The sequence below is a fragment of the Rhizobium sp. CB3060 genome (assembly GCF_025200735.1).
In the GTDB taxonomy this organism is placed as follows: domain Bacteria; phylum Pseudomonadota; class Alphaproteobacteria; order Rhizobiales; family Rhizobiaceae; genus Rhizobium.
The window spans coordinates 1,589,798-1,615,300 of record NZ_CP104159.1; the positions used below are offsets into that span (position 1 = coordinate 1,589,798).

Annotated in this window: 21 protein-coding genes and 1 pseudogene; 10 read left to right on the forward strand and 12 right to left on the reverse strand. The window is 58.9% G+C overall.

Annotation, left to right across the window (positions count from 1 at the left end; all coding sequences use genetic code 11):
- The first annotated feature begins 15 nt into the window (after nt 1–15).
- From N2601_RS26680 to N2601_RS26700, 5 genes are all read left to right on the forward strand, one after another.
- Nucleotides 16–930 carry an ABC transporter substrate-binding protein gene (locus N2601_RS26680; RefSeq protein WP_260304351.1) on the forward strand — a complete coding sequence of 305 codons (915 nt, stop codon included), beginning with the start codon at nt 16–18 and terminating at the stop codon, nt 928–930.
- A gap of 89 nt (nt 931–1,019) precedes the next feature.
- Nucleotides 1,020–1,727: a 4-carboxy-4-hydroxy-2-oxoadipate aldolase/oxaloacetate decarboxylase gene (locus N2601_RS26685; protein WP_260304352.1), complete on the forward strand. Its 708-nt coding sequence runs from the start codon at nt 1,020–1,022 to the stop codon at nt 1,725–1,727.
- A complete protein-coding gene (locus N2601_RS26690) occupies nt 1,720–2,271 on the forward strand; it encodes a cupin domain-containing protein (protein WP_260304353.1) in 552 nt (183 codons plus the stop codon). The genes N2601_RS26685 and N2601_RS26690 overlap by 8 nt, the downstream gene beginning before the upstream one ends.
- Before the next feature lie 4 nt (nt 2,272–2,275).
- Nucleotides 2,276–3,517, forward strand: a complete 1,242-nt coding sequence (locus N2601_RS26695) for an NAD(P)/FAD-dependent oxidoreductase (protein WP_260304354.1) — start codon at nt 2,276–2,278, stop codon at nt 3,515–3,517.
- Nucleotides 3,518–3,554: 37 nt separating this feature from the next.
- The gene (locus N2601_RS26700) at nt 3,555–3,875 is read left to right on the forward strand and encodes a 2Fe-2S iron-sulfur cluster-binding protein (protein ID WP_260304355.1); all 321 of its coding nucleotides are present in this window, start codon (nt 3,555–3,557) and stop codon (nt 3,873–3,875) included.
- A gap of 492 nt (nt 3,876–4,367) precedes the next feature.
- Here N2601_RS26700 and N2601_RS26705 read toward each other — a convergent pair.
- The 7 genes and pseudogenes from N2601_RS26705 to N2601_RS26735 form a co-directional block, all read right to left on the reverse strand.
- Nucleotides 4,368–5,812 (reverse strand): annotated as a pseudogene (locus N2601_RS26705) (NAD(P)(+) transhydrogenase (Re/Si-specific) subunit beta).
- A gap of 18 nt (nt 5,813–5,830) precedes the next feature.
- Nucleotides 5,831–7,405 carry a Re/Si-specific NAD(P)(+) transhydrogenase subunit alpha gene (locus N2601_RS26710; RefSeq protein ID WP_260305261.1) on the reverse strand — a complete coding sequence of 525 codons (1,575 nt, stop codon included), beginning with the start codon at nt 7,403–7,405 and terminating at the stop codon, nt 5,831–5,833.
- A gap of 180 nt (nt 7,406–7,585) precedes the next feature.
- Nucleotides 7,586–8,713, reverse strand: coding sequence for an S-(hydroxymethyl)glutathione dehydrogenase/class III alcohol dehydrogenase (locus N2601_RS26715; protein WP_260304356.1), 1,128 nt, complete (start codon nt 8,711–8,713; stop codon nt 7,586–7,588).
- 237 nt (nt 8,714–8,950) lie between these two features.
- On the reverse strand, nt 8,951–9,535 hold the full coding sequence (locus tag N2601_RS26720; protein ID WP_260304357.1) for a YceI family protein: 585 nt from the start codon (nt 9,533–9,535) through the stop codon (nt 8,951–8,953).
- Nucleotides 9,536–9,553: 18 nt separating this feature from the next.
- The gene (locus N2601_RS26725) at nt 9,554–10,381 is read right to left on the reverse strand and encodes a hypothetical protein (RefSeq protein WP_260304358.1); all 828 of its coding nucleotides are present in this window, start codon (nt 10,379–10,381) and stop codon (nt 9,554–9,556) included.
- 389 nt (nt 10,382–10,770) lie between these two features.
- Entirely contained in the window at nt 10,771–11,385 is a 615-nt protein-coding gene (locus N2601_RS26730; RefSeq protein ID WP_260304359.1) for a TetR/AcrR family transcriptional regulator, read from the reverse strand.
- A gap of 56 nt (nt 11,386–11,441) precedes the next feature.
- Entirely contained in the window at nt 11,442–11,792 is a 351-nt protein-coding gene (locus N2601_RS26735; protein ID WP_260304360.1) for a DoxX family protein, read from the reverse strand.
- 149 nt (nt 11,793–11,941) lie between these two features.
- Between N2601_RS26735 and N2601_RS26740 the strand changes: the two genes are divergently transcribed.
- The gene (locus N2601_RS26740; RefSeq protein ID WP_260304361.1) at nt 11,942–13,048 is read left to right on the forward strand and encodes an alcohol dehydrogenase catalytic domain-containing protein; all 1,107 of its coding nucleotides are present in this window, start codon (nt 11,942–11,944) and stop codon (nt 13,046–13,048) included.
- A gap of 261 nt (nt 13,049–13,309) precedes the next feature.
- Nucleotides 13,310–13,882 (forward strand): S-(hydroxymethyl)glutathione synthase, encoded by a 573-nt coding sequence (gene gfa / locus N2601_RS26745; RefSeq protein WP_260304362.1) that lies wholly within the window; start codon nt 13,310–13,312, stop codon nt 13,880–13,882.
- Nucleotides 13,883–13,992: 110 nt separating this feature from the next.
- Here the strand turns inward: gfa and N2601_RS26750 are convergent, their stop codons facing one another.
- On the reverse strand, nt 13,993–14,937 hold the full coding sequence (locus N2601_RS26750; protein WP_104827410.1) for a LysR substrate-binding domain-containing protein: 945 nt from the start codon (nt 14,935–14,937) through the stop codon (nt 13,993–13,995).
- An 88-nt stretch (nt 14,938–15,025) separates the two neighbouring features.
- On the opposite strand from N2601_RS26750, the gene N2601_RS26755 reads away from it, so the two are divergent.
- Together N2601_RS26755 and N2601_RS26760 are read left to right on the forward strand one after the other, a co-directional pair.
- The gene (locus N2601_RS26755; protein WP_260304363.1) at nt 15,026–16,576 is read left to right on the forward strand and encodes a trimethylamine methyltransferase family protein; all 1,551 of its coding nucleotides are present in this window, start codon (nt 15,026–15,028) and stop codon (nt 16,574–16,576) included.
- 149 nt (nt 16,577–16,725) lie between these two features.
- On the forward strand, nt 16,726–18,384 hold the full coding sequence (locus N2601_RS26760; protein ID WP_260304364.1) for a choline dehydrogenase: 1,659 nt from the start codon (nt 16,726–16,728) through the stop codon (nt 18,382–18,384).
- 58 nt (nt 18,385–18,442) lie between these two features.
- On the opposite strand, the gene N2601_RS26765 is transcribed toward N2601_RS26760, so the two are convergent.
- Together N2601_RS26765 and N2601_RS26770 are read right to left on the reverse strand one after the other, a co-directional pair.
- Nucleotides 18,443–18,937, reverse strand: a complete 495-nt coding sequence (locus tag N2601_RS26765) for a hypothetical protein (protein ID WP_260304365.1) — start codon at nt 18,935–18,937, stop codon at nt 18,443–18,445.
- Nucleotides 18,938–19,151: 214 nt separating this feature from the next.
- Entirely contained in the window at nt 19,152–20,204 is a 1,053-nt protein-coding gene (locus tag N2601_RS26770) for an AraC family transcriptional regulator (RefSeq protein WP_445945046.1), read from the reverse strand.
- A 238-nt stretch (nt 20,205–20,442) separates the two neighbouring features.
- On the opposite strand from N2601_RS26770, the gene N2601_RS26775 reads away from it, so the two are divergent.
- The gene (locus N2601_RS26775) at nt 20,443–21,594 is read left to right on the forward strand and encodes an ROK family transcriptional regulator (RefSeq protein WP_260304367.1); all 1,152 of its coding nucleotides are present in this window, start codon (nt 20,443–20,445) and stop codon (nt 21,592–21,594) included.
- 36 nt (nt 21,595–21,630) lie between these two features.
- Here N2601_RS26775 and N2601_RS26780 read toward each other — a convergent pair whose 3' ends face one another.
- Together N2601_RS26780 and N2601_RS26785 are read right to left on the reverse strand one after the other, a co-directional pair.
- Entirely contained in the window at nt 21,631–22,878 is a 1,248-nt protein-coding gene (locus N2601_RS26780) for an ABC transporter substrate-binding protein (RefSeq protein WP_445945017.1), read from the reverse strand.
- Nucleotides 22,879–22,939: 61 nt separating this feature from the next.
- Nucleotides 22,940–25,033 (reverse strand): putative bifunctional diguanylate cyclase/phosphodiesterase, encoded by a 2,094-nt coding sequence (locus N2601_RS26785; protein ID WP_260305263.1) that lies wholly within the window; start codon nt 25,031–25,033, stop codon nt 22,940–22,942.
- Between the last annotated feature and the right edge of the window lie 470 nt (nt 25,034–25,503).

Sequence of the window (25,503 nt, forward strand, 5' to 3'; positions counted from 1 at the left end):
ATAGGGAGATTTCAAATGACCTCAACCCAGAAACTCAGCCTGGCTGGCGGAGCGCAAGGCTTCAACTGGCTACCGGTTTTTGTGGCAGAAGAACACGGTATTTTCGTCAAGCACGGGCTGTCGATCGAGTACATGAAGATGGGGACCGTCGACAAAGCCACCAGTGCCGTGTTGGAGGGCGAGGCCAACCTCGCAATCACGCCTCCAGAAGGGGCCGTTTCAAACTTCGTGCAAGCCGGCGCACTCCGGGTGATCGCCTCGAACTCGAACAGATTGCCGATGTCCCTCGTGGCCCAGCCCTCCATCAACTCTATCCAGGACCTCCGGGGCAAGAAGGTCGGGACGTCTTCGCTGACCGAAGGCACCGCGATCTACACGCAGATGCTCCTGTCCAGGGGAGGACTGCGCTATCCCGGCGACTACGAGTTCGCACTCGCGGGCATTCACACGAAACGCTGGGAGGCGCTTCAATCCGGTGAAATCGACTGTGCCCCGCAACCAGCACCCTGGAATTTCCTCGCCGAAAGAGAAGGCTTCAATCTCATCGGCGAGATCAATGAAATCATCCCACAAATCGTCTTCGCGGCGGTCATCGGACGCACTGCCTGGCTGGAGACAAACCGCGACCTCGTGGTCCGCTTCCTCCGTGCACTGCGCGAAGCCCATGCGATCACCAACGATCCCGGCCGCGAGGACATCACGCTTCCGATTTTCCAGCGGATCACGACCAAGGACGACGCGGGCCTTGCGCTGCAGGGCTTCTGCTACATGCGCGACATGGGAATGTGGCCCGGCGATCTTTCGATACCACGGGAGGCGTGGGACACCACCGTCGACCTCATGATCCGCGCCAACCTGCTTGACGAAACCGCCCGATCGACGTCGGCGACCGCCTTCGATTCCAGCTTCCTGGAAGCATCGGCTTCCTAGCCAAAAGCGGGCCCAAACCCGCGCAGAACTCGCGGGTTCGGATTGACATTCTATTTAGAATTTGCATACTATTTGGTATCTAAAGAGGCATGTCCGCGCCAGCGAGGGACACGCCCGGGAGGATTCTGGTGAGAGTAGTTACAAAGACGCCGCGGACCGACCGCGCGGTTTGCGAGGCCTTGGGCAAACTTGGCGTCGCCACGGTCCATGAAGCGCAAGGCCGGAAGGGCCTCCTGGCTTCGCATCTGCGGCCCGTAATCGAGGGCGCACGCATCGGCGGGACGGCCCTGACATGTGAAGTTCCGCCCGGTGACAACTGGATGATCCACGTCGCCCTCGAAATGGCCCAGCCCGGCGACATCCTAGTGGTCGCGCCGACCTCCCCCTGCACCGACGGATACTTCGGCGATTTGCTCGCCACCTCATGCAAGGCGCGCGGAATCCTCGGCCTGATCATCGATGCCGGCGTGCGCGACGTTGCCGATCTCCGGGCGATGAAGTTTCCAGTCTGGGCTAAGGCGATCTCAGCCCAAGGCACGGTGAAGGAGACCCTGGCGAACGTACAGGTTCCAATCGTGTGTGCCGGCGCAGCGATCGAACCGGGCGACGTGATCATCGCGGACGACGACGGCGTGTGCGTGGTCAAACGCACCGAGGCGGAAGCCGTCCTTCAGAAAGCCCTTAAACGGCAGCAGATGGAGGACGAAAAGCGGGCGCTCTACGAGTCCGGCCAATTGAGCCTCGACATCAACAACATGCGTCCCCAGTTGAAAGCGAAAGGCCTGACCTATGAATAAGGGAGCAGACATCCGCATCCCGCGCCGGGTGGTCACGGGCCTTAAAGACGGCAAGTCGGTTTTCATCAGCGACGGTCCGACACCCAATGCCCATAGATACGACTCCGTACCGGGTCACCTGACATCTGTCGTTTACGCCACGCCGGCAAGGCCGAGCCTGCCGCAGGACCATGCCGAACAGGCGCCTCCGAAAATTCTGATAACGCCCGAACCGGGCGGGACGAAGCTCATGATCGTGGTTTTCCCACCGGATTCGGTCTTCGCTACCGTCGATCCCGTGGCAGCGTTCGAGGAGCAGGCGGTACACATCCCCGGGCTGATCCAGGCGTTCGAGGCGGACGCGCCGGGCATGCACACCACGAACACTATCGACTATGACATCGTTCTCGATGGAGAAGTCTGGCTCGAACTCGATGACGGTGCGGAGACCCTCCTGAAACAAGGCGACATTGTCGTCCAGTGCGGCACGCGCCACGCATGGCGCAACAAAAGCGGCAAGCCCGCAACCATGTGTTTCGTTCTGATCGGTGCGGAAAGAGAGTGACGCCATGACACAGGACGCCCTCACAGGCACCTTCGATTGCATCATTGTCGGCGCGGGACACGGCGGTTGCCAAACCGCGGCCGCGCTTCGTCAAGCCGGGTTCGGAGGAAGCATAGCCCTCATCGGTGCCGAACCGGAGGTGCCGTACGACCGACCGTCATTGTCGAAGGAGTATCTCGCCGGGAAGAAGACATTCGAGAGGATGCATCTGAGACCGCAGGATTTCTGGAGTTCTCGCAATGTGGAACTTCTGCTGAGCGCGCGCGTCGTCGCGGTCGATCCAATCGCAAAGACGGTTATCCTGGAAAATGGCGCACGCTATTCATATGGTAGCCTCGTCTGGGCCGCAGGCGGAGAGCCGCGAAAACTTTCCTGCCCAGGCAGCGAGTTGCCCGGCATCTTCTATATCCGCTCGAAGGCTGATTGCGACGCGCTCCTGAACGTTCTTGCAGATGTCAGAAAGGTCGCAATCATCGGAGGCGGCTATGTGGGCCTCGAAGCGGCGGCTGTGTTTCGGGAGCTCGGCAAGGACGTCGTTCTTGTCGAAGCCCTTGACCGGGTCCTCGCCCGAGTGGCCGGAGAACCCATATCCCGCTTCTATGAGCGCGAACACCGGGACCACGGGGTAGATATCCGCCTGAATAGCGGCGTCAAAGCCATCGTCGGGCATGACAGCCATGTGAGCGGTATGCTTCTGGAGTCCGGCCAAGCAATTGAAGCCGACATCGTCGTGGTGGGCATCGGGATCGTTCCGTCTGCCGCCCCGCTTCTGGCTGCCGGAGCCGAAGGCAGCAACGGAGTGGATGTCGACGAACACTGCCGCACGTCGCTACCCCACATATATTGCGTCGGTGATTGCGCAAAACTCATCAATGGTGCGGGCATTAGGATCGAGTCCGTACAGAACGCCACCGACCAGGCGACGACAGCCGCGAAAGCCATTTGCGGCGACTATAAAGCCTATGATGCGCTGCCTTGGTTCTGGTCGAACCAATATGACCTGAAGCTCCAGACGGTCGGCCTCAATGTCGGCTACGACGCCGTCGTCCTGCGAGGCGAGCCGGCAAGCCGCAGCTTCAGCCTGGTTTATCTAAAGAACGGAGCGGTGATCGCATTGGATTGCGTGAATTCGCCGCGAGATTACGTCCAGGGGCGGAAACTCGTCGAACACGCGGCCAAGCTCAGCAGCGACCGATTGGCTGATACCTCTAAACAACTCAAGGAATTGACCCTCGAGACCAACTGACGGTCCGAGGTTTCTCAATCGGAACACGGGAAAATCAATGGCTACGATCTCACTGCGCACACGCGATGGCGAACTCCATCACTTCGAGGGGCGCATCGGCATGTCTCTCATGGAAAACATCCGGAACGCGGGTTTTGACGAACTTCTCGCGATGTGCGGTGGCTGCCTGTCCTGCGCCACCTGTCATGTCTATGTGGAGGGCCTCCCCGTCGAGGGACAACTCCCGGATGCCTCGATCGATGAAAGCGAATTGCTGGAGGGGTCGGATTATCGCGAGCACAATTCCCGTCTCTCCTGTCAAATTCCTTTTGACCAGGCTCTGGATGGCATCGTCGTGAGGATTGCTCCGGAGGAATAGTCGCCGCAAGGATGCGCCCTGTCGGGGCGACCCGGCTCCCTTCCTACAGGCTTATCTCAAAGGCCGACAGATCCGAACTCGGCCAGCGGGAGAAGTAATGTTGGCGGCTTGACGCGATCGTTGTTGCGATCTCGTCAAGCCGCATTGCTATTATCTCTGCCATGGCTGAGCACTGAAACTAACCCTCGATTTCGGCTGACCGCGTCGACATTATTGCCGCATAGTCTTCCACCCAGAGAGTACCACGGACCCGCGTTGCAGGCTTAGGATTGCGGTCTTTCCATTACAGCAATTGTTGCGCTGCAGCCGCCCTCTACACAGGGCTCTTGGGTGACGGTTCTTCATAGGTTCGCCGGGAGAACACGACCGCAAATAGTGGCCGTGTAAATCCCGACGCATCTTGTTGCCGTAAGGCTGGTGCAGGCAGAGCCGCTTTCGCCGTGGGAGGCCCGCAACAACTACGCTCGTCGCAGGGCTGCGCGCGTATCCTGCCTAGCCGATCATCGGCAAGAGCTCGCTGACCGACTTCTTGGCATCGCCGTAGAACATGCGGGTGTTCTCCTTGAAGAACAGCGGGTTCTCGATGCCGGAATAACCGGTGCCCTGACCGCGCTTGGAGACGAAGACCTGCTTGGCCTTCCAGACTTCGAGCACCGGCATGCCGGATATCGGCGAGTTCGGATCTTCCTGCGCCGCCGGGTTGACGATGTCGTTCGAGCCGATGACGATGACGACGTCGGTATTGGGGAAGTCGTCGTTGATCTCGTCCATTTCCAGCACGATGTCATAGGGAACCTTCGCTTCGGCAAGCAGCACGTTCATGTGGCCGGGCAGACGGCCGGCCACCGGATGGATGGCGAAGCGGACGGTCTTGCCGGCAGCACGCAGCTTGCGGGTCAGTTCCGAGACCGACTGCTGCGCCTGGGCCACCGCCATGCCGTAGCCCGGCACGATCACGATGCTGTCGGCCTCGTCCAAGGCGCCGCGACGCCCTCGGCACTAATGGCGATCTGCTCGCCGATGATCTCCATCTGCGCGCCGGTGCTCGCGCCGAAGCCGCCGAGGATCACCGAGACGAAGGAGCGGTTCATCGCCTTGCACATGATGTAGGAGAGGATCGCACCCGAGGAGCCGACTAGGGCGCCGGTGACGATCAGGAGATCGTTGCCGAGCGTGAAGCCGATCGCCGCGGCCGCCCAGCCGGAATAGCTGTTCAGCATCGAGACGACGACCGGCATGTCGGCGCCGCCAATGCCCATGATCAGGTGATAGCCGATGAAGAAGGCAAGTGCCGTCATCAGGACGAGCGTCCAGACCCCGGCGCCATTGAAGTACATCAACAGCAGGATCAGCGACAGGATCGCGGCGCTCGCGTTGAGAACGTGCCCGCCCGGCAGCTTCCTGGCCTTGCCGTCCAATTTGCCGGCAAGCTTGCCGAAGGCGACGACCGAGCCGGTGAAGGTGACGGCGCCGATGAAGATGCCAAGGAAGACCTCGACCTTCATGATCGACAGTTCCACCATGTCCTTGTGGGCCAATATGCCGGCAAATCCGGTGAGCGCTGCGCGGGAAGCATCGTCGAGAGAAGCGACATGGGCCGCTTCGAGATGGGCATTGAAGCCGATGAACACCGCGGCAAGGCCGACGAAGGAATGCAGCGCCGCAACGAGCTGCGGCATTTCCGTCATCTGCACCCGGCTCGCCACATAATGGCCGAGCACCGCGCCGCCTGCGATCATCAGCGCGATGATGAACCAATTGCCGACGGTCTTGTCGATCATGGGGCCGAAGATCGTGGCAACTACGGCAAGGGCCATGCCGACAATGCCGTACCAGACGGCGCGCTTGGCGCTTTCCTGGCCGGACAGGCCGCCGAGCGAGAGGATGAAGAGAACCGCTGCCGCAACATAGGCGGCCGATACAATACCGATGGTCATTGTGAAGATCCCTGCCGCTTAAGACTTCTGGAACATGGCGAGCATGCGCCGGGTGACGAGGAAGCCGCCGACGATGTTGATGGTGGCGATCAGCACTGACAGCGCCGCCAGCGTCACCACCAGCCCGTTGCCCGAGCCGATCTGCAACAGCGCGCCGAGGATGACGATGCCGGAGACGGCGTTGGTCACCGCCATCAGCGGCGTGTGCAGCGAATGGCTGACGTTCCAGATCACCTGGAAGCCGACGAAACAGGCGAGCACGAAGACGACAAAATGGCTCATGAAGCTCGACGGCGCATAGGCGCCGACCAGCAGCAGCAGTGCGGTGCCGATGACGAGCAGGATGCCTTGGTTCCTGGTCTGCGCCTTGAAGGCGGCCAGTTCCCGGGCCCGCTTTTCCTCCGGCGTCGGCTCCTTCACCTTTTCCTTCGGCTTGGCGGCGGCGATCGCCTGCACCTTCGGCGGTGGCGGCGGATAGGTGATTGCGCCATCCTTGGTGACGGTCGCACCGCGGATGACGTCATCGTCCATGTTGTGGACGATCACCCCGTCTTTGCCCGGCGTCAGATCCGTCAGCATGTGGCGGATATTGGTGGCATAAAGCGTCGAGGCCTGCGCCGCCATGCGGCTCGGGAAATCGGTGTAGCCGATGACGATCACGCCATTGTCGGAGACGGTTCTCTGGTCGGGGACCGTCAAATCGCAATTGCCGCCACGTTCGGCGGCCAAGTCGATCACGACCGAGCCCGGCTTCATCGCTGCCACCATATCGGCAAGCCACAGCTTCGGCGCATCGCGGCCGGGGATCAGGGCGGTGGTGATGACGATGTCGATCTGAGGCGCCAGTTCCCGGAACTTGGCAAGCTGCTTTTCGCGGAACTCCGGCGAGGACGGCGCGGCATAGCCGCCGGTCGCAGCACCATCCTGCTGTTCTTCGCCGAAGTCGAGGAAGACGAATTCCGCCCCCATGGATTCGATCTGCTCGGCCACTTCCGGGCGCACGTCGAAGGCATAGGTGATGGCGCCGAGCGATGTTGCCGTGCCGATCGCCGCAAGCCCTGCGACACCGGCGCCGATGACCAAGACCTTGGCCGGCGGCACCTTGCCGGCGGCCGTCACCTGACCGGTGAAGAAGCGGCCAAAATTATTGCCGGCCTCGATCACCGCACGATAGCCGGCAATATTGGCCATCGACGACAGGGCATCCATCTTCTGGGCTCGGCTGATGCGCGGCACCATGTCCATGGCGATGACATTCGCTCCGCTGGACCTGGCCTGATCGAGAAGCTCCTTGTTCTGCGCCGGGTAGAAGAAGGAGATCAGCGTCTTGCCAGGCTCCAGCCGATCAACCTCTGCGGCTTCAGGGGGCCGGACCTTGGCAATGACGTCGGATGTCTCGTAGAGCAAAGCCGCGCTGTCGACCACCGTGACACCCACGCCACGATACGCCTCGTCCGAAAACCCGGCCTGCCTCCCAGCGCCGGTTTCGATCACGCACTCATAGCCCAGTTTCTGCAACTGAAGAGCGGCCTCTGGTGTCAGAGCTACCCTCAACTCTCCAGGGGCCGTTTCCCTGGGAGATCCAAATTTCATCATTGCTGAACTTCCGGCGTAGCCGGCTCCTCTATCCCAATCCCCGTCGATGGTGAAAAGACCAAATGGGTGGCGAAAACGAGCAAACCGAACCCATTTTGTCTAGTGCACGGAGGCGTAAATTTGCAGGTTTTTGTCGCACTCAGGACTTCTTAAATCGATTTTTACTTTGCAATCGTTTTAATAGACCACGACGCCGCGGATGCTTTCGCCCTTGTGCATCATGTCGAAGCCCTTGTTGATGTCCTCGAGCGGCATGGTGTGGGTGATCATCGGGTCGATCTGGATCTTGCCCTGCATGTACCAGTCGACGATCTTCGGAACGTCGGTGCGGCCACGGGCGCCGCCGAAGGCCGTGCCCATCCAGTTGCGGCCGGTCACAAGCTGGAAGGGACGGGTCGAGATTTCCTGGCCGGCGCCGGCAACGCCGATGATGACCGACTTGCCCCAGCCGCGATGCGACGATTCCAGCGCCTGGCGCATCACCTTGGTGTTGCCGGTGCAGTCGAAGGTATAGTCGGCCCCGCCGATGAGGTCGCCATTGCGCTTCGTCAGGTTGACGAGATAAGGCACGATGTCGTCGCCGACCTCCTTCGGATTGACGAAATGCGTCATGCCGAATTTCTCGCCCCAGGCCTTGCGGTCGTTGTTGATGTCGACACCGATGATCATGTCGGCGCCGGCAAGCTTCAGGCCCTGCAGGACATTGAGGCCGATGCCGCCGAGACCGAAGACGATCGCCGTCGAGCCGATCTCCACCTTGGCGGTGTTGATGACCGCACCGATGCCGGTGGTGACGCCGCAGCCGATATAGCAGATCTTGTCGAAGGGAGCGTCGGGATTGACCTTGGCAACGGCAATCTCCGGCAGCACGGTGAAATTGGCGAAGGTCGAGCAGCCCATATAGTGATGGATCTTGTCCTTGCCGATCGAAAAACGCGAGGTGCCGTCCGGCATCAGGCCTTGGCCTTGCGTCGAACGGATCGCGGTGCAGAGGTTGGTCTTGCGGCTGAGGCAGGAATAACATTCGCGGCATTCGGGCGTATAAAGCGGAATGACGTGGTCGCCCTTCTTGACCGAGGTGACGCCCGGGCCGACATCGACGACGATGCCGGCGCCCTCATGACCGAGGATTGCCGGAAACAGGCCCTCCGGATCGGCGCCCGACAGGGTGAAATCGTCGGTATGGCAGATGCCGGTCGCCTTGACCTCGATCAACACCTCGCCGGCCTTCGGGCCATCGAGCTGAACGGTCATGACTTCCAGCGGCTTACCGGCGGCAACGGCTACGGCGGCGCGTACGTCCATGATTAATATCCTCCTCGTTTGTTCTGAAGGCAGCTATAGGGCGCGTTGCTGCGGTCCCAGACAAATCGCATTTAACATACCAAAAAGAATTTGCATACTAAAAAGTATCTGGAATTCGACGGTTGGTCGGCTCATTTTGCGGGCTGATCACGGCTTTCTCCATGTCATGAAAAAGCACCGTCGATTTCAGCCGACGGTGCCCTGCATGTCTGAATAATCTGAGATCTCGGAGCTTACTTAGCCCTGATGCTCGCGGCCTTCGACTTGGATCACCAGATCGACCTCGTCGCCGATCATGCCAAGTGCAGCCTTCATACCGAAATCGCTTCGCTTCACTTTCGTCGTTGCGCTGAAGCCTACGACATGGCTCTTGTCCCAAGGATTCTGGCCTTCCTTGTTGAACGTCACATCCAGGGTTGTGGGCTTCGTCACACCCGCGATGGTGAGATCTCCGACAATTTGGCCTGTTGTGTCGGTCGTTTTCTTGAATTCTTTGCCAACGAATGTGATTTCCGGAAACTCCGTGGCGTTGAACCAATCGGCTCCCTGAATGTCGCCGTCGCGCTGCTTGTTGTTGGTTGATATTCCCGCAACGCTTACCTTGACGGCGAGACTGCTGGCATCCGGTTTCGCGGAATCGAAATCGAAGGCTCCGGAAAACTCCTTTGCCACGCCGATAACGCGGGAAAAGCCCAGATGGTCGATATAGAATGCTATCCCGGAATGTACGGGATCAATGTCGAACTTCGTTGCCCATGCGGGGTTTCCCGCCAGCGTCAGCAGCGGCGCTGAAAGCAAGAGTGCTGCAAGTCGTTTTTTCATTTCCATCTTCCTCCTCAGTTAAACAGGGAAATCCGTGCCGTAGTTCAGGAACGCCACCAGTGCCGCCAATACGGCCGGCGCGACGGCGAACGTGATGTAGACAACGAGACGGGCAAAGGGCTTTGAAATGCCGATCCGACGGCATACGCGTTCCGAAACGAGCGGCGGGAGCACGACAGACAAGGCAAGCACAGCAAGAGCAACCAAATCGGTCTTGCGGGTAACCAGGACGACGGTGTCTGCGACCGATAGCAGCCCTCCAAGACCTCCCAGATAGGATGCAGGCCCGAAGCGAAAGGCGGGCTTGGTCACATGCAGAACCAGAACTCCGAAGGAGGCGGCTGCATAAAGGAGGCAAAGCTGAAAAGTGGAAGACGACGCGCCAAGCAAGGCGATGGGGGCAAAGCCCAATGCAAGCACCGCAACACCGCCACCCCGCCTGACATCGTCATCGCTAGCTTCTCCATTCCCGAAGAGAACGAACGCCATGACGGCTAAGCCCGCAATCGCCGCGAACAGAACCTCCAACGGCGCTGCGCCCAGGATCGGCTGGCCGATATAGAGGGCTGCCGCGATAGGTTGGAGCAATACGAGCATCTTTCCGAGACGCCGCAGCCCGCTGAATTCCAGGACAATGCCGACAAAGGTGCCCAATAGGGCGATATAGAAAATCTTGTTGACCGCACCGACCGGAGGGAATGCGGGTATCTTGTTGTAGACGAACCAATAGGCAGCCAGAAACGAAACCGGCATCAGAAGGTCGGTGGCCAGTATGGCTTTCCGCCATCGCATGAATGCCGAAACCACCGCCGTACCTGCAATGAAGGCAAGCACAGACGCGGCCATGATCTCCTGCGGGGAGTTGCTGAACCCTAGCATTTGAGCTTTTCCGATTATTACCGAGTGAAACGAAGATCGCGCGCGATCTAGCGCGCGTTGCGACGTCCGCGAATGCCCTTAGGCCATGGTGGATGCAGGTTGATTCATTTTCCCCTCCCTTGACCGCCGCTCCTCAACGGCGTGGTCATTCTGACCAAGATACCATATAGACTTCACATACCATACAGTTTTCGAATTCAAAATAGTCTTCGAAATAATTTTTGCTGTCAAGCCGGAGAATTGGTTGGCCGTCCAGGGGAAGTGTAAGAGCACACCGCGTCCTGCCCGAATGCCTTGAGGGCGTTCGGACGGGACGCGCGATGGAACCGCCTAAAACTGAGAAGAGGCCGCGTGGCTTAGTTTACGCCGGAGATCGATTTCGCTTCTTGCGAAGAGCGGTACATCGCCCCGAGGACGATCCGCACCATGTCACCCGGCGCGCCGTCCTTCAGGAAGCTCGAAATACCGCCATAGGTCAGCTCAAGGACGATACCGCCGACGTAGAATGGGGTTGCAGGCGACCGCATCGTGAGACCGAGTTTCCGTATCAGGATTTCACCCACACCTTCCCACTGATCGCGGAAAAGCTTGATGTGACGATCGCCAAGCGTCTTGTCGTGCTGGGCCATTCTCAAAAGCTCGATTGCGAGCATACCCCACTTGCGATCATCTCCGCGGTTGTTGGCCCAATTTGCCAACACGTCGATCAATTGCATCGGATCGTCGTATTTCCCCAGAAGATCGGTGAGTTCGACCACGTCCCCGCCTGCATTTCCGGCGAGGAGCTGGAGGAAGATGTCTTCCTTGTTGGTGAAGTTCGAATAGAAAGCGCCCTTCGAATATCCCGCCTCTTCCGCGATGCGCTCAATCGACGCTCCCGCGTAGCCATACCGGGCCATAACTTCGTAAGCAGACTCGAGGAGCTTTTCCTTCGTCCTAGCCTGACTCTGTTCACGTGTCAGCCGTGCCATCGCGATTCCTGTTCCTACAGTATCTAGAAACTGAGGCGTACCTCAAAATGCAATGATCATACAATAGCCAATAGCAAACAAATGAGCGCCCAGAAGATCGGATATTCCGGCCCCATCTTCTGCCAGCGCCAATTCGGGCCATTGATTTTCACAACTGCATAGGCAGCGCCCAGCATAACGACTGCGCCCACTGCCGCAGCCATGCGCGGGTAGATCGAAAAAACGAGACCGATCGCGGCGACGGCTTCCATCACCATCGTGATGCCAACGAACAGCTTGGCGGGACGGAAACCGGCATTCTCGAAAGTCCCGGACGCCTTCTCGTAATGCAGTCCCTTTCCGATCAGGTGAGGCAAGAACCAGATGCCGCAAAGGAGGCGGAGCCACTCAACTAGATCGATATGCATTTGCTCCTCCTTGGACGCCCTGACGTCTCCGTTTTCCGTGACCGAGAAAAATAGTGGCTTTCTTCGCTTGCCTTTTCGGATACCAAACGGTATTCACAATCTATATCGAATGTCAATACGATGCATTTTTTGAGAATGGGAGGATGGTTATGAATACGATGCGTGCTGCGCGGCTGCATGCGGTAGGCCAACCGATGAGCATCGACGAGGTCGAGCGCCCCGTCGCGATCGGAAGCGATGTTGTTGTCCGGGTAAAGGCTTGCGGAATGGTGCCGAACCTTGGGAACGTCCTGGCGAATTGGGAGACGTGGTATCCGCAAATGCCGCTGCCGCCGCGCCCCGCAATTCACGGCCTCGATCCCAGCGGGATCGTCCATGAGGTAGGTCCGCAGGTCGTCAGCGTTAAGCCAGGCGATCGCGTATATGTTAATCCGGGGCGCTTCTGCGGGGCTTGCCATCATTGCTCGTCGGGAAAGCCGCAAGCTTGCGAATATTGGACGCTCGGCGGCTATTTTGGCTATAATCCCAAGAGCTTGGAAATGTTCGCACGCTATCCGTATGGCGGCTTCGGCGAATATATGCTCGCTCCCCAGGCGCAGATCATCAAAATTCCCGACAATATGAGTTTCGTGCAGGGGTCCCGTATGGGCTACCTCGGAACGTCCTACGCAGCGTTGAAAAAGTGCGGCCCTCTGATGGGCAAAACGCTGATCATCAACGGCGCAACCGGAACCTTGGGCCTCGGCGCAACACTGTTCGCTCTGGCGATGGGAGTTGCCAAAATCTATGCCGTCGCCAGAGGCGAGAAGCTGCTCGAGAGGCTGAAGGCGATCGCACCAGACAGGATCGTGACGTTTTCCAATGCCAATGGATCCTCCGGAGCCTTCGTCAAGAAACAGATCAACGGCAGCGGCGCCGATCTGATGCTCGACACGCTTGGGGCGAAAGCGCCGCTCGAATCCATGTTGGATGCGATGGGTGGCGTCAAGCGCGGGGGTCGCATCGTGAACATCGGCGGCACCTCCGGCGAGCTCCCCGTGGACGTCAAATGGTGGATGGACGAGCAAATGGAATTGATTGGCTCGGTCTGGTTCACGGCGGCCGAAGGGATGGAGATCGCCGCCATGGTCGAAGCGGGGATCATCGATCTGTCGGTCATGTCGCCGATGGTTTGGCCAATCGAGAAAATCAACGAGGCGATTTCCGGCGTCGGCAAGGACGAGGGCGGCTTCACCTACTACGCCGTCGAATTGTAGTCGGGAGATCGGCACATTCCCATCGGTAACGGTCGAGCGGTTGGGGGCAAATCCCTGACCGCGACTGGAGCGATCGCGCGCCGGCGCGGGTTGTCGGGCCGACCCTGTGCACGCAGGAGGGTTATGGCCACTCCTGCGGCTTCATCTCGACATTCATGAAAGACCATTTGAAGTGGCCCGCGGATCGGCTCATTCCTTGATCCGCCGCCTCGATGTTCAGGAAGCCGGGCATGGGGTCCGGCAATTTAGGAGGAAGCACTGATGGCAAGCATCGGAATACATCCCCATGTGGATGGCGGTCTTCGCAAAAGCGGCTCATCGTTTTCGGGAGGCACATTGGTCTGCGAGTGCACCACAAATCCCGTCCGCATCAGGATAAAGGGTGATATCGCCCACAATCATGCCTGTGGGTGCACGAAATGCTGGAAACCAACTGGCGCGAATTTTTCGATCGTTGCGGTGGCTCCTACCGAGACCGTTGAGATTCAGGAAAATGGCGACAAACTCGCTGTCGTCGACCCGAACGCCCTTATCCAGCGACATGCATGCCAGAAGTGCGGTGTCCACATGTATGGTCCCGTGGAACGCGACCATCCCTTCAAAGGCCTTTCGTTCATCCATCCGGAGCGCTTCGAGGAGAGCGGCTGGTCGGAGCCCGGCTTCGCCGCCTTCGTGTCCTCGATCATCGAAAGTGGTTTCGATCCCAGCAAAATGGATGAGGTCCGCACGAGCCTCAAAGACCTTGGGCTCGAACCTTACGATTGCCTGTCACCCGCATTGATGGACTATATCGCGACCTGGGCTGCCAAGAAGAATGGAGTCCTGGCAGCGTAAGATGAGGTAAGCCTCCAAGACTGCTGACGCCTTTGGCTTGCCTCGATCATTCGACCGAGGCGAGCGCCACACTTCTTAGCGAAGGTCAGCTTTTGCGCCAACGGCGGCCGCTATTGCGGACCGGGACGCGCCTTGCTTTCCTCGCGACTGCGTCTTCCTTCCTCCACCAGCCAGTCACGTACGCGCCGCGCTTGCGTGTTCAGTTCCCGCGATTTTGGCCAGACGACATGGAACGCCAGATTGGTGTTCAGGACATGTCCGCCAACAGCGACCAATGCTCCTGAGGCAAGCTGCTCTTCGATCAGGTGCTGCCATCCAAGCGCTACGCCTTCGCCAGCTAGAACAGCCTGCATGACGAGCACGTAGTCGTTGATTGCCAGTCGCCGAGGCTGGGCAGAGTATCGCACGCCCGCGCTCGCGAACCATTCGGACCAGTCGCAGGCGGCTCTGACCGGCTCTTCGAGATGAATCAATGGCAGCGACAAGAGGTCTTCTGGACGCTCCGGACGTCCACGTTTTTCGACGAAGCCGGGACTGGCAACGGGAAAGACGATCTCCGCGGCGAGCATGGCGGAGTGATAACGCGGCCAGTTTGCCGGGTCACCACCGCGCACGCCGAGCGGGATCGGCTCCTCATCCAGATCGAGATCACGCATGCTGGTCTGGATACGGAGATCGATATCCGGAAGGTCGGCCCGCAGACGCGCCAGGCGCGGCAGCATCCACATGGAACCGAAGGCGGTCGACGCCGCCAGCGTGACGTTCGATTCACGTCCTTTCGTTCGAATGTCTTCCGCCGACTTCTGTATGCGCGATAGTCCGACGGTCACATCCGCGTGGAAGCGCTCGCCTATGTCGGTCAGTTCGACATTGCGATGCCCGCGATGGAAAAGAGGCACGCCAAGCTGATCCTCAAGTTTCCTGACGGCAAAGGATACCGCCGCCTGGGTCATGCCGAGTTCTGCGGCGGCCCGGCTGAAATTCTGGTGCCGCCCGGCAGCTTCGAAGATGATCAGCGCCGAGGCTGATGGCAAAAGCCTTCTAAAGGTTTCCATAAGCTCAGTTTATACAAAGGCCAAGTTTTTTCCAGCGTTACAGAACATCGAAGTCGACCTAGCCTCTATTCGGATTATGGAGGCGGATATGACCGAGGCAGCAATCGACGAAAAGGCGGGCAGACGCGGACGCAGCGGTCGATCCGCGCGGCGCGATGGCGGCTCGAAGCCGCACGGCGTTCCCTATGTCGTTCGCAATATTCCGACCTACGACATCCTTTCGGAGGAAAATCTCCAGAAGATCGAACGGACGGCCGATCGCATCCTCGCGGAGATCGGCATCGAATTCCGTGACGATCCGGCAGCAATCGATCACTGGAAGCGGGCCGGAGCTGATGTCGACGGCGTCCGCGTCAAATTCGAACCCGGCATGCTGCGCGAGATCGTCGCTTCGGCTCCGCATGAATTCACGCAGCACGCCCGCAATCCCGCCAACAGCGTCCAGATCGGAAGCGACAAGGTCGTTTTCTCGCCCGCCTACGGCTCGCCCTTCGTCATGGATCTCGACAAGGGCCGCCGCTACGGCACGATCGAGGACTTCCGCAACTTCATCAAGCTCGCCCAGGCGAGCCCCTGGCTGCACCATTCCGGCGGAACGATCTGCGAGCCGGTCGACGTGCCTGTCAACAAGCGCCATCTCGACATGGTCTATAGCCACATCAAATATTCCGACCGCGCCTTCATGGGCTCGGTCACGGCAGAAGAGCGAGCCGAAGATTCGATCGAGATGACGCGCATTCTCTTCGGTGCCGACTTTGTCGACCAGAACTGCGTCATCCTCGGCAATGTCAACGTCAACTCTCCGCTGGTCTGGGACGGCACGATGACGAAATCGCTGCGGGCCTATGCCCGCGCCAATCAGGCAGCCGTCATCGTGCCCTTCATCCTTGGCGGCGCGATGGGCCCCGTCACCAATGCGGGAGCGATTGCCCAATCCTATGCCGAGACGCTGGCGGGCTGCGCGCTCACACAGCTTGAACGCAAGGGCGCTCCGGTCATCTTCGGAAACTTCCTTTCCTCCATGTCGCTGCGCTCAGGATCTCCCACCTTCGGCACGCCGGAACCCGCGATCGGCTCCATGGTAGTCGGTCAGCTTGCAAGACGACTGAAACTGCCCCTGCGCTGCGCAGGCAATTTCACCAATTCCAAATTGCCTGATGGCCAAGCCATGCAGGAAGGCCTGATGTCCATGCTGTCCGCCATCCATTGCGGGGCGAACTTCATCCTGCATTCGGCCGGTTTCCTGGACGGGCTTCTCGCCATGTCCTACGAGAAGTTCGTGATGGACGCTGACCTGTGCGGCGCGCTGCATTCCTATCTCGCAGGCGTCACGGTCGACGACAATACGCTCGCCTTCGATGCCTTCGAAGAGGTCGGCCCCGGCAGCCATTTCCTGGGTTCGGCCCATACGATGCGGAACTACCAGACCGCCTTCTGGGATTCGACGCTTTCGGACAACGAACCCTTCGAGAAATGGAGCGAGGAAGGCGGATCGACTGATATCGCTACCCGCGCCAATCGCCAATGGAAACGAACGCTCGAAGCCTACGAAGCGCCGCCGCTCGACGTCGCCGTCGACGAAGCCCTTTGCGACTTCATGGCCAGACGCAAAGCGTCAGTGGCTGACGGCTGGTACTGACGGGAATTCCCGAAGAATGACGGTTTCGAAAGACCTGCTGCAGCCGCTTCGGCTGAGGCATCTACGATGCTGACCCTGATGAGGCGGCACAGAGCAAGGGCAAACACGCCGGAAGACGGCATAGCTGATAAAGGGAAGGAAGATTGGCCGTGGGAACATCGTCGTCCAAGGGATACGACTATATCATCATCGGCGCGGGAACTGCCGGATGCGTGCTTGCCAATCGCCTCAGCGAAGACGGAACCGCATCGGTTCTTCTGCTGGAAGCCGGCCCGACAGACCGCAACTGGATCATCCGGATGCCCGCAGGACTGCGCTCGGCGTTCAAGCCGACGAGCAAATATAATTACTGGTTCAAGACCGTTCCGCAGCCACACCTGAACAACCGCGAAATCGATCAGCCGCGAGGCCGCGTTCTGGGTGGTTCGTCTTCGATCAACGGCATGGTTTTTCTGCGCGGCAATCCCAAGGACTTCGACGACTGGGCTGAACACGACGGCTGCGATGGCTGGTCCTTTGCCGATTGCCTTCCTTACTTCAAGCGCGTGGAGCGCCTGGACGCGGGAACGGAACCGTTCCGGTCCTCGCAAGGCAACGTCAAGATCAAGCAGCAGAAGGAACTCGGCGAGCTCAACAAAGCGTTTCTGGATGCTGGCCGTCAGGCGGGCTACGAGGAGGTCTCGGACTTCAACGGATTCCGACAGGAAGGTGTGGGCCGGTTCGACATCAGCGTCAACCAGGGCGTCCGGTCCAGCTCGTCAGAATCCTACCTTCATTCGCAGCCCTCCAGAAAGAACCTGCACGTCCGGACGGATTGCCAGGTTCTGCAAATTCTTTTCCAAGGGTCGCGGGCAATTGGCGTCCGGATCAGACGCAACGGTCAGATCTCGGATGTGCATGTTTCACAGGAGGTGATCGTCAGCGCAGGGACATTCGGAAGCCCGCAAATCCTGATGCTGTCAGGAGTCGGTCCCGCCGACGATTTGAGGCGACTCGGCATCGACGTTCGCCTGGACTCTCCGAGCCTCGGACAAAATCTGCATGATCATATCGAAACCCACATTCAGGTCGAATGCGACCTCAAATACAGCCTTAACCAGTACCTCCGGCTCGACAAGATGGTGACAGTAGGTATGCAGTGGTTCGCATTGAAGAAGGGCGTCGCCTCGGTCAATCAGTGCCATGTCGGAGCGTTCCTTCGCAGCGAGCCGACGGTCACGCATCCGAACCTCCAGATTCACTTTTTCCCTGTCTTCTTCGGGCCGAACTGGATTCCCGATTCCCGGAAAGGCGGATATCGGCTCGGCGTCGGTCCCATGCGTCCGGAAAGCCGGGGATCGCTGCGTCTGCGTTCGTCCAATCCGGCAGATTCGCCGCTCATCGATCCGAACTATCTCGCAACCGATCGCGATCGCCTCGAGATGCTGCAAGGCCTCAAGCTCAGTCGCGAAATTCTGGCGCAGCCCGCATTCGCTCCCTTCCGCATTCGCGAAGACGCGCCTGGCGAGGCCTGCCGAAGCGATGAGGAATTGCAAGCGTTCATCCGGGCCGACGCGTCAAGTTCCTATCACCCCTGCGGAACCGCGCGCATGGGACGGGCGGACGACCCACGATCGGTGGTCGATCTCGATCTGCGTCTCATCGGAACCGACAACGTCCGGCTCGTCGATGCGTCGATCATTCCCTCGATCCCGAGCGCAAACATCAACGCGACGACCTTCATGATCGCCGAGAAGGCGGCCGACATCATCAGACGCCGGCCCCGTCTCTCACCGACCAAGGTCGACTATTTCAAGGCACTAGCGTAAGGGCAGCCAGTTGCGAGCGAGCGGCGCGACCGCCTCCCGCGACTTCAGAAGAACCACGTCATTCGATCTGAAGGTCGAGCGTCTTTGCAATGGCTTCGTAGTGTTTCGCGGAAGCGGAATTCTTCTCCGCGGCGTATTTGGAGCTGACCCGCCGCGCGGCGTCAGCCGCGATCCGAAATGCGTCGATCCTCACCTGAGGCTCAAGATCGGTTTGGTCGCCGATGTCATCACCGCTGAACTTTCCGGCCCGATATCCGTCACCGAGGTCGACAACTCCGAGCTCGGGAACGCCGTCTCGCATCTGCCCGAAGAATGCCGGTCCAATACGATCACCGTCCCGACGCCGCAACATGCCGGCCCCGGAGGCCTTGCCGTCAAGGCAGGCGCCCGTCCAAAAGGTAGGCCCGATCGTCAAGGAGGTTGGGATCACGAATTTGCAGTGACTGGCGGGATCCTGTGACCAATGCCAATTTTCCGATCCGGCAATGGCGCGGTCATGGGTGAACAGCAGTGCTGCCACTGCAATGCAAGTAGTCAGGGATGTTGCATTCATTCAGACAAACTCAGGTTGTTTCTTTCGCCATCTACTCGTCAGAAATTCTCGAATATCGGATTCTCCCACCGGTGGCGAATAGAAATAACCTCGTAGTATGTGACCACCCAGATCCTTAAGTGCGGCCAATTCTTCCGTTGTCTCAACACCCTCGATGACGCCTCACAAGGCTCGAACAGCCTGTATCGAAATCGTCGAGCGGCAGCCATAGCCTTCACGTCTGCGCACCTAAAACCTGTGCGGCCTCAGAGAAGTTAACCGCGGCTCGTAAGCGTGTATCTCTCGGGCTTTCCCCAAAAACGCTGCGGTAAACCGCGGAAAACCTGCCCGGATGGAAGAAGCCCCATGTCGTACAAACCTCGTGAACCGACTGCTCGTTTAGGGGATCTTGTAGCTGGTTGCGAGCGGCTTGCAGTCTGATTGTGCGCAGATAGTTGCCCGGCGAGGTTCCCCGGAAGGCCTTGAAGCCCATTTGCAGCGTGCGAAGTGAAACGCCGACCTCATCCGCCACCGTCGACATGGTGAAGGGCTCGGCGATATTGGCGTGCATATAGTCGATAGCGCGTCGGACATGCCAAGGTGCGATCCCATGCACTTTCTTGTTTTCCAAATGCCCGGAAAGACGATGCTGGGCAAATCGGATCACAAGAAGCGCGAGCGTTTCGCTTATCGTCGACACGGCAAGGGGCGAGGACAGAAGCGGGCCGCCATTGCGCATGCCCTGCACGATTGTTTGCGCCGTGTTGCCAATAAGCCTGCCCGCCGGCGTTGTGAGGTCCAGAACGGGGTCGAGGTCGAGCGACTCGAGCATCGGCGCTTCGACAAGCGATGCAAGCGTTCGGCTCACCACTTTCCAATCCAGGAAAAGAACGTCCGAGCAGTGCGGATCGCCTTGGACGACACGCTCACCAGCCTCATGGTTGTTGATCATGAGAATACGACCGGGTCCACCTTCGACCGTCCTCTTTCCGACGTTCACTCGAAAGGATCCGGTGTGCGGAATGTTGAAGGCAAGATGTTGGGGAGTTTCATCGAGCGTTCGAACTTCCCAGGGAGTCCGGTAGATCGAATGAAGCGCTGTCAGCGTTCCACTTCTTCTTAGATCCGCCGCCCAGGAAAAGGCCCGATCATTGCCCAGCGGCTTCGCGTCAAAGACTCCATAACCTGTCGTAAAGGCTTGCACCATCGATTCGAAGTCACTGCCTTCATGCGTCGGCGTAAAGCCGTAATTACGCTCGCGGGGGCGCGCTGGATTTTCAGATCTCAACCATACCATGCAGCTCGATTCTTTCTCCTTTCCACAACCCACCGGCCAGGCGCCCTTTCCTGCTACACCCGGAAATAGTCCCCCTCGTCCCGCAAAATGCCCTCATCTCGGCTGGTTTGGCCGACCTTGATGAGGTAAGCAGGACCTACAAATACGGGGTCAATCCTCGGTTTGGCAGAAGCAGAGCATTTCCCTCGGCAGGTTTCACACTTGCAGTGTAAATCAAAATGATGCGAAAATGAAGTACGTTCCTCTAAACCATGTGGCTGCACATTTTTTGCGGGATGCTCAACCAGCACGTGTTGCGTCACGCAACGAACGAGATCTGTTGCGACTAATCTGGAAGTCTCCCGGGATAGAGCGTTCCGATCTGACCGAGCCGCTCGATCTGACCCAGCAATCGTTGCATAGGATTGTTTCGCGGCTTCACGATCGAGGGATGATTGTCTTTTCTCCATCGGAGACTCGGCGTCCCGGACCGCCGAGCCCGGAGCTCACTCTTTGCAGGGACTGGTGCTTGACCCTCGGCATCTCGGTGAATGTCGGCACGATCGGCCTCTGCCTCATGGGTTTCGGAGAGCCCCTGGAACACATGGAGATTGCGCAGGCCGGATCGTCGCTGTCCGCGGAGATGGGGCGGATCGAAGCGGCGGTCGAAGAGCTTCTTGCCCGCCGTGGTGCCAAACGGCGGAACGTCCTCGGTGTCGGTCTGGCGGTCGCAGGCCATCGTATGCTGGACACGGCCTTCAATTGTCCTTTACCGCTTGCTCACTGGTCATTGATCGACCTGGCGCCTGTGCTTGGAGAGCAACTCGGCTTGCCAGTCTGGGCCGACAATGTCGCCAGAACCGCCGCTTTAGCCGAAGCAATTTTCGGAGTCGGCCGCAACACCGCCGATTTCGCTTATATTGCCCACCTGCATGGCTACGGCGGTGGCCTCGTTTCCGGCGGCATGCCGTTTCGCGGCAGTTTCGGTAACGCCGGCGAATTTTCCGTTCTCTTCAACCGTCCGGACTATGAGGAACGCCCCGCACTCAGCCTGTTGCTTGAACATCTGCGCGCTAAAGGGCGGGTTGATTTGACGCTGAAGGACCTGAAAAACGAGCGCTTGATGGATTGGGACGGCGTTGCGGAATGGGTCGACCGCGTCGCCCCGGCCCACAATCGCGCCATCAACGCGATCTGCGCGGTCTTCGACCCAGCCTTGATCGTCCTTGGCGGTGAGCTTCCGCATTCGCTGGCAAGAATGCTTATCGAACGGACGGAATTCAACAATCTGCCTCGGCATGGCGTATTGCGCGACGTCCCCAGGCTTGCCGTGGCGCAGGTCATCGATGCCCCCGGCGCAATCGGTGCGGCCTTGATCCCGCTATTCGAGACCGTTTTGTGAGATCATAGAAGCCAGGCGCTTCCGTATCCTCCCGGCTTATCGCTGCATCATGATATCATACAGCCGCTTCTGCGCCTCGTTGGGAGACATGTTCTTGTTGTTAAAGAAGTCGCCGACCACGCCGATCCAGCCTTCCGACATCTGGCTCGGCATTGCCTGCGACTGGGCGCTGACCTCGCCCTTCTTCGCCCGGATCATTTGCAATCCAAGCTGACCGCAGCGATCGAGACCTGTCGGATCGACATCGGTGCGAACCGGAAGAGATCCCTTGATCCGGCTGAAAGCAACTTGATTGTCTCGATCAAGGATCATGCGCGCAAACGCCTTTTGCGCATCTGCCGTGCCATCGCGGTTCGTCAGCGGAAAGGCGAAGGCATCAATGACCATGAAATACGCAATTGAGGTGCCGGGAACGAGCGTGCAGTCGAAGTCATTATCGACCGCATAGCCCCGTGCGATAAGTTCGCCTTTCGCCCAGTCGCCCATGAACTGCATGCCAGCTTGACCGGCGCCAACCGCTGCCGTGGCATCTGCCCAGGTCTTATCTTTTCGCGTGGCGAACGGCTCCACATACTGCGACAACCGCGCAAGCATTTCCAGTGCCTCGATCATACGCGGATCCTGGACCAAGGCCGCGTCACCACTCATAAGGCGTGCATATCCCTCCGGTCCGAACTTCTGATAGATCATGTCATTGAAAATGAGGGACACTTCCCACCGTGAACCGCCGAGTGCAATCGCAACATGTCCGGCGGCTTCGATCTTTTCGGCGATGGCGAAAATATCATCCCAGGACGCCGGCACGCTCAAGCCGGCGTCATTGAATATCTTTCTGCTTGTCCATAGCCAGTTTTCCGCATGAATATTGGTCGGCGCGAAGTACACTTTTCCTTGGTACGATATCCGCTCAAGGACCGTCGCGGGAATGATGTCCCGCCAGTGATCTGCCTGCGCAACGTCGTCGATATCCTGCACGATTCCCATCTCGGGCAGTTCGCGCGATCCGATATTCGCGTTCCATTGCATCACCGCCGGCGGATACCCATTGGCGATCCGGTCGCTGACAACGCGCTGCACGGCGACCTTGTTCTGGGCAGGCATGTCAGCCCACTGATTGCCAGACGCCGTCCAGGCTTTTCGAAACACATCGAGCGCTGCAGATTCACTTTTCGATATCCAGAAATGCACGACGTCCACCGACATTCCCTCGCCGGCAAACGCTGGCATCGAAGTGCCTGTGACCATCAAAGCAACCGCAAGCCATGCCCGCATCGTTCTATTCATCTGCAGTTCCGTCATCGATAAGTGTCGTTCGATCCGCCAAATGCGGAAGTCCTTTTGAAAGTTACGCTACGATCCGCCGCTTGCGCAGCGGTGCGATGGGCGTGCCCCGGTCAGCGGCAGTCAGGCGGTCAACCGCCGCCGAGGCGGGTTCGGGCTTGGCAAACAGATAGCCCTGACCGACCTCGCAGCCGGCGCGCAAAAGGAAATCGCGCTGCGTTTCGGTTTCGATGCCTTCCGCGACACAGCGCTTGCCGAGACTGCGGGCAAGATCGATCATCGCCCGCACGATCTGCTCCGATCGGACATCGCTGCCGAGATGGGCAACGAAACTGCGGTCGATTTTCAGTTCATCAAATGGAAAGTCACGTAAATGCACGAGTGACGCGAAGCCGGTGCCGAAATCATCCAGAGACACCGACATGCCTCGTTTTCGAAAGCGAGTGATCGTCTCCAATATCTGGCTGGAGCCACGATTGAGGAACACATCCTCCGTCACTTCGACGGCAAAATCGGCCCATTCGAGCTCGTTGGCTTTGATCGCTGCAGCAATGAGATCATAGCCGTCGCCACCGACCAGCAGGACCTCCGGAAGGTTGACGGCCACTGATCCAGGACGCAGCCCGGCAATCTTCCATGCCTTGAGGTCCTGTGCGACTATATTGACCACGCAACGCGTCATGCTGCTGATGAAATGGGATCCCTCCATGAGCGGCAGAAAGCGCCCTGGCGGGAGGATGCCGAGCCGAGGATGATGCCAGCGCACCAGCGCCTCGAAGCCCAGGTGTTCTCCGGATTCGAGATTCACTTTCTGCTGATAATGGACCACGAATTCGTTGCGGTCAGCCGCGAAGGCCAGGGCGGCTGCTAGTTGGTTCTCCTCAAGACGTTGCGCAAGGGATGCTTCGTCGAAGATCACTGCGGTATTGCGCTTGGCTTTGGCGGCATAAAGCGCCAGATCGGCAACGCGCATCAGCGTTGCTTCCTCTGCGGCATGCGTCGGTACAACCGCTCCGCCTATGCTGGCTGAGACCGGTAGAACCCGACCGTCGAAACGAAATTCCGTTGCAATCGCTGCGACCGCGCGCTTGGCGAGCGCTTCCAGCGGCGTAAGATCGGAAAGCCCGGGGAGCAGAATGGCAAACTCGTCGCCACCAAGCCGCGCCACGATATCGGTGGAACGAAAGGTTCCTTTAAGCGTGTGAGCGACATGGCGCAGCACCGCATCGCCCGCCGGATGTCCCGAACTGTCGTTGACTCCCTTGAAATGATCGAGGTCGACCAGCAGCATCGAAAAGCCCGTACCGGTTTGGGCGAGCGACACAAAAGACTGGTTCAGCGCTTCATTGAAGGAAGAGCGGTTGTTGAGACTGGTAAGCGCATCGGTGTGGGCTTGATGGGTTAACCTGGTCTCGAAATCCATGGTTCGCCGGTGCTCGTTGCGAAGCTTCTTCAGAAGCGGCATAAAGAGGACAGCAGTCGCCAGAATGAGCGCCGTGGCTGTCAGGGCAAGGAGCACCGCGCTGATCAGGCGCGCATGATCTATGCTTCCATCGCTGCGATCATGCGAACTGTCGATCAACTCGCTGAACCGACGCATGAGGAAGCTATCTGAAGACGCCGCAAAGTCGATCGGCCCCCAGAAGGAATAGCGCTGACGCCTGTCTTCCAATTTTGTCGACACGACCCTGTCGGCCCGTTCGAGAAAATCCTCCAGTCGCCCGGCAAGTTCGACCCGCATCTTTTCCGCTGCGACATCGCGCGGATTGAGCTTCTCAAGCAGATTCCGTTCCAACCTGTCATGCAACTCGTTTAGCTGTCCGCTCATGGCGCGGATGTCGCCGATTGCCTTTCGAACGTCCTCAACCATCGGCTCGATAATGTATTCAGGCATGTCCGGGTTGATCGAGGCGCTCATAACGGCGCGCGTCTGATTGGCAAGCTGCTGAAAGCGGATGAACTGGCGCCCCGTAAGATAGCTGATGTCCTGCTGCAGCGAATGGCGATCGAGAGCGATCTCGACGGTCTGATACGTCGCACCGATCAGCATCGTCATGACAATCACAGCGGCAACATAGTGCCGGCCGATGGAGCGGATATATCCCTCCAACGAGGAGTGGCGTTTGTCGCGCGGGGCGGTCTCGGCGAGTTTCGGCATGTCGATCGGATTGGCGCTCGTGGAAACCACCGACTTGGCTGCCGTGAGGGCGCCCTCCGGCTGCCACTCGACATGGGAGGCATTGCGCGAAAGTAAGGGCAGCTTCATGGAGATCCTCGTGGCTGCAACGAGAACTGCCATCCATCCGGTCAGTTCTCATTGGGAGAGCCGCGCGACTCATTCGAGCGGAGACTACAGCGCTCAGCGTCCGGATATCCGAGGGTCGGTGCTGCAGGTGCATTAACCCTTGAAAAGTTTAATAGAATGCTGTGCATGCCATCCCGCACCGCCCTTGTTGCGCAATATGGATATGGCACGAAAAAAATGGATAATTCTGACTAGGCGTCGACCCACAAACCTCATTTGCCAAGTAGACGGCTAGAGCCGCCCTTTGGATATTCGTTTGTCGTGCTCGACTGGCGGCGAATGGACATCATGCCGAGATAAACGCGAGCTCTTAGGGAGCCCGC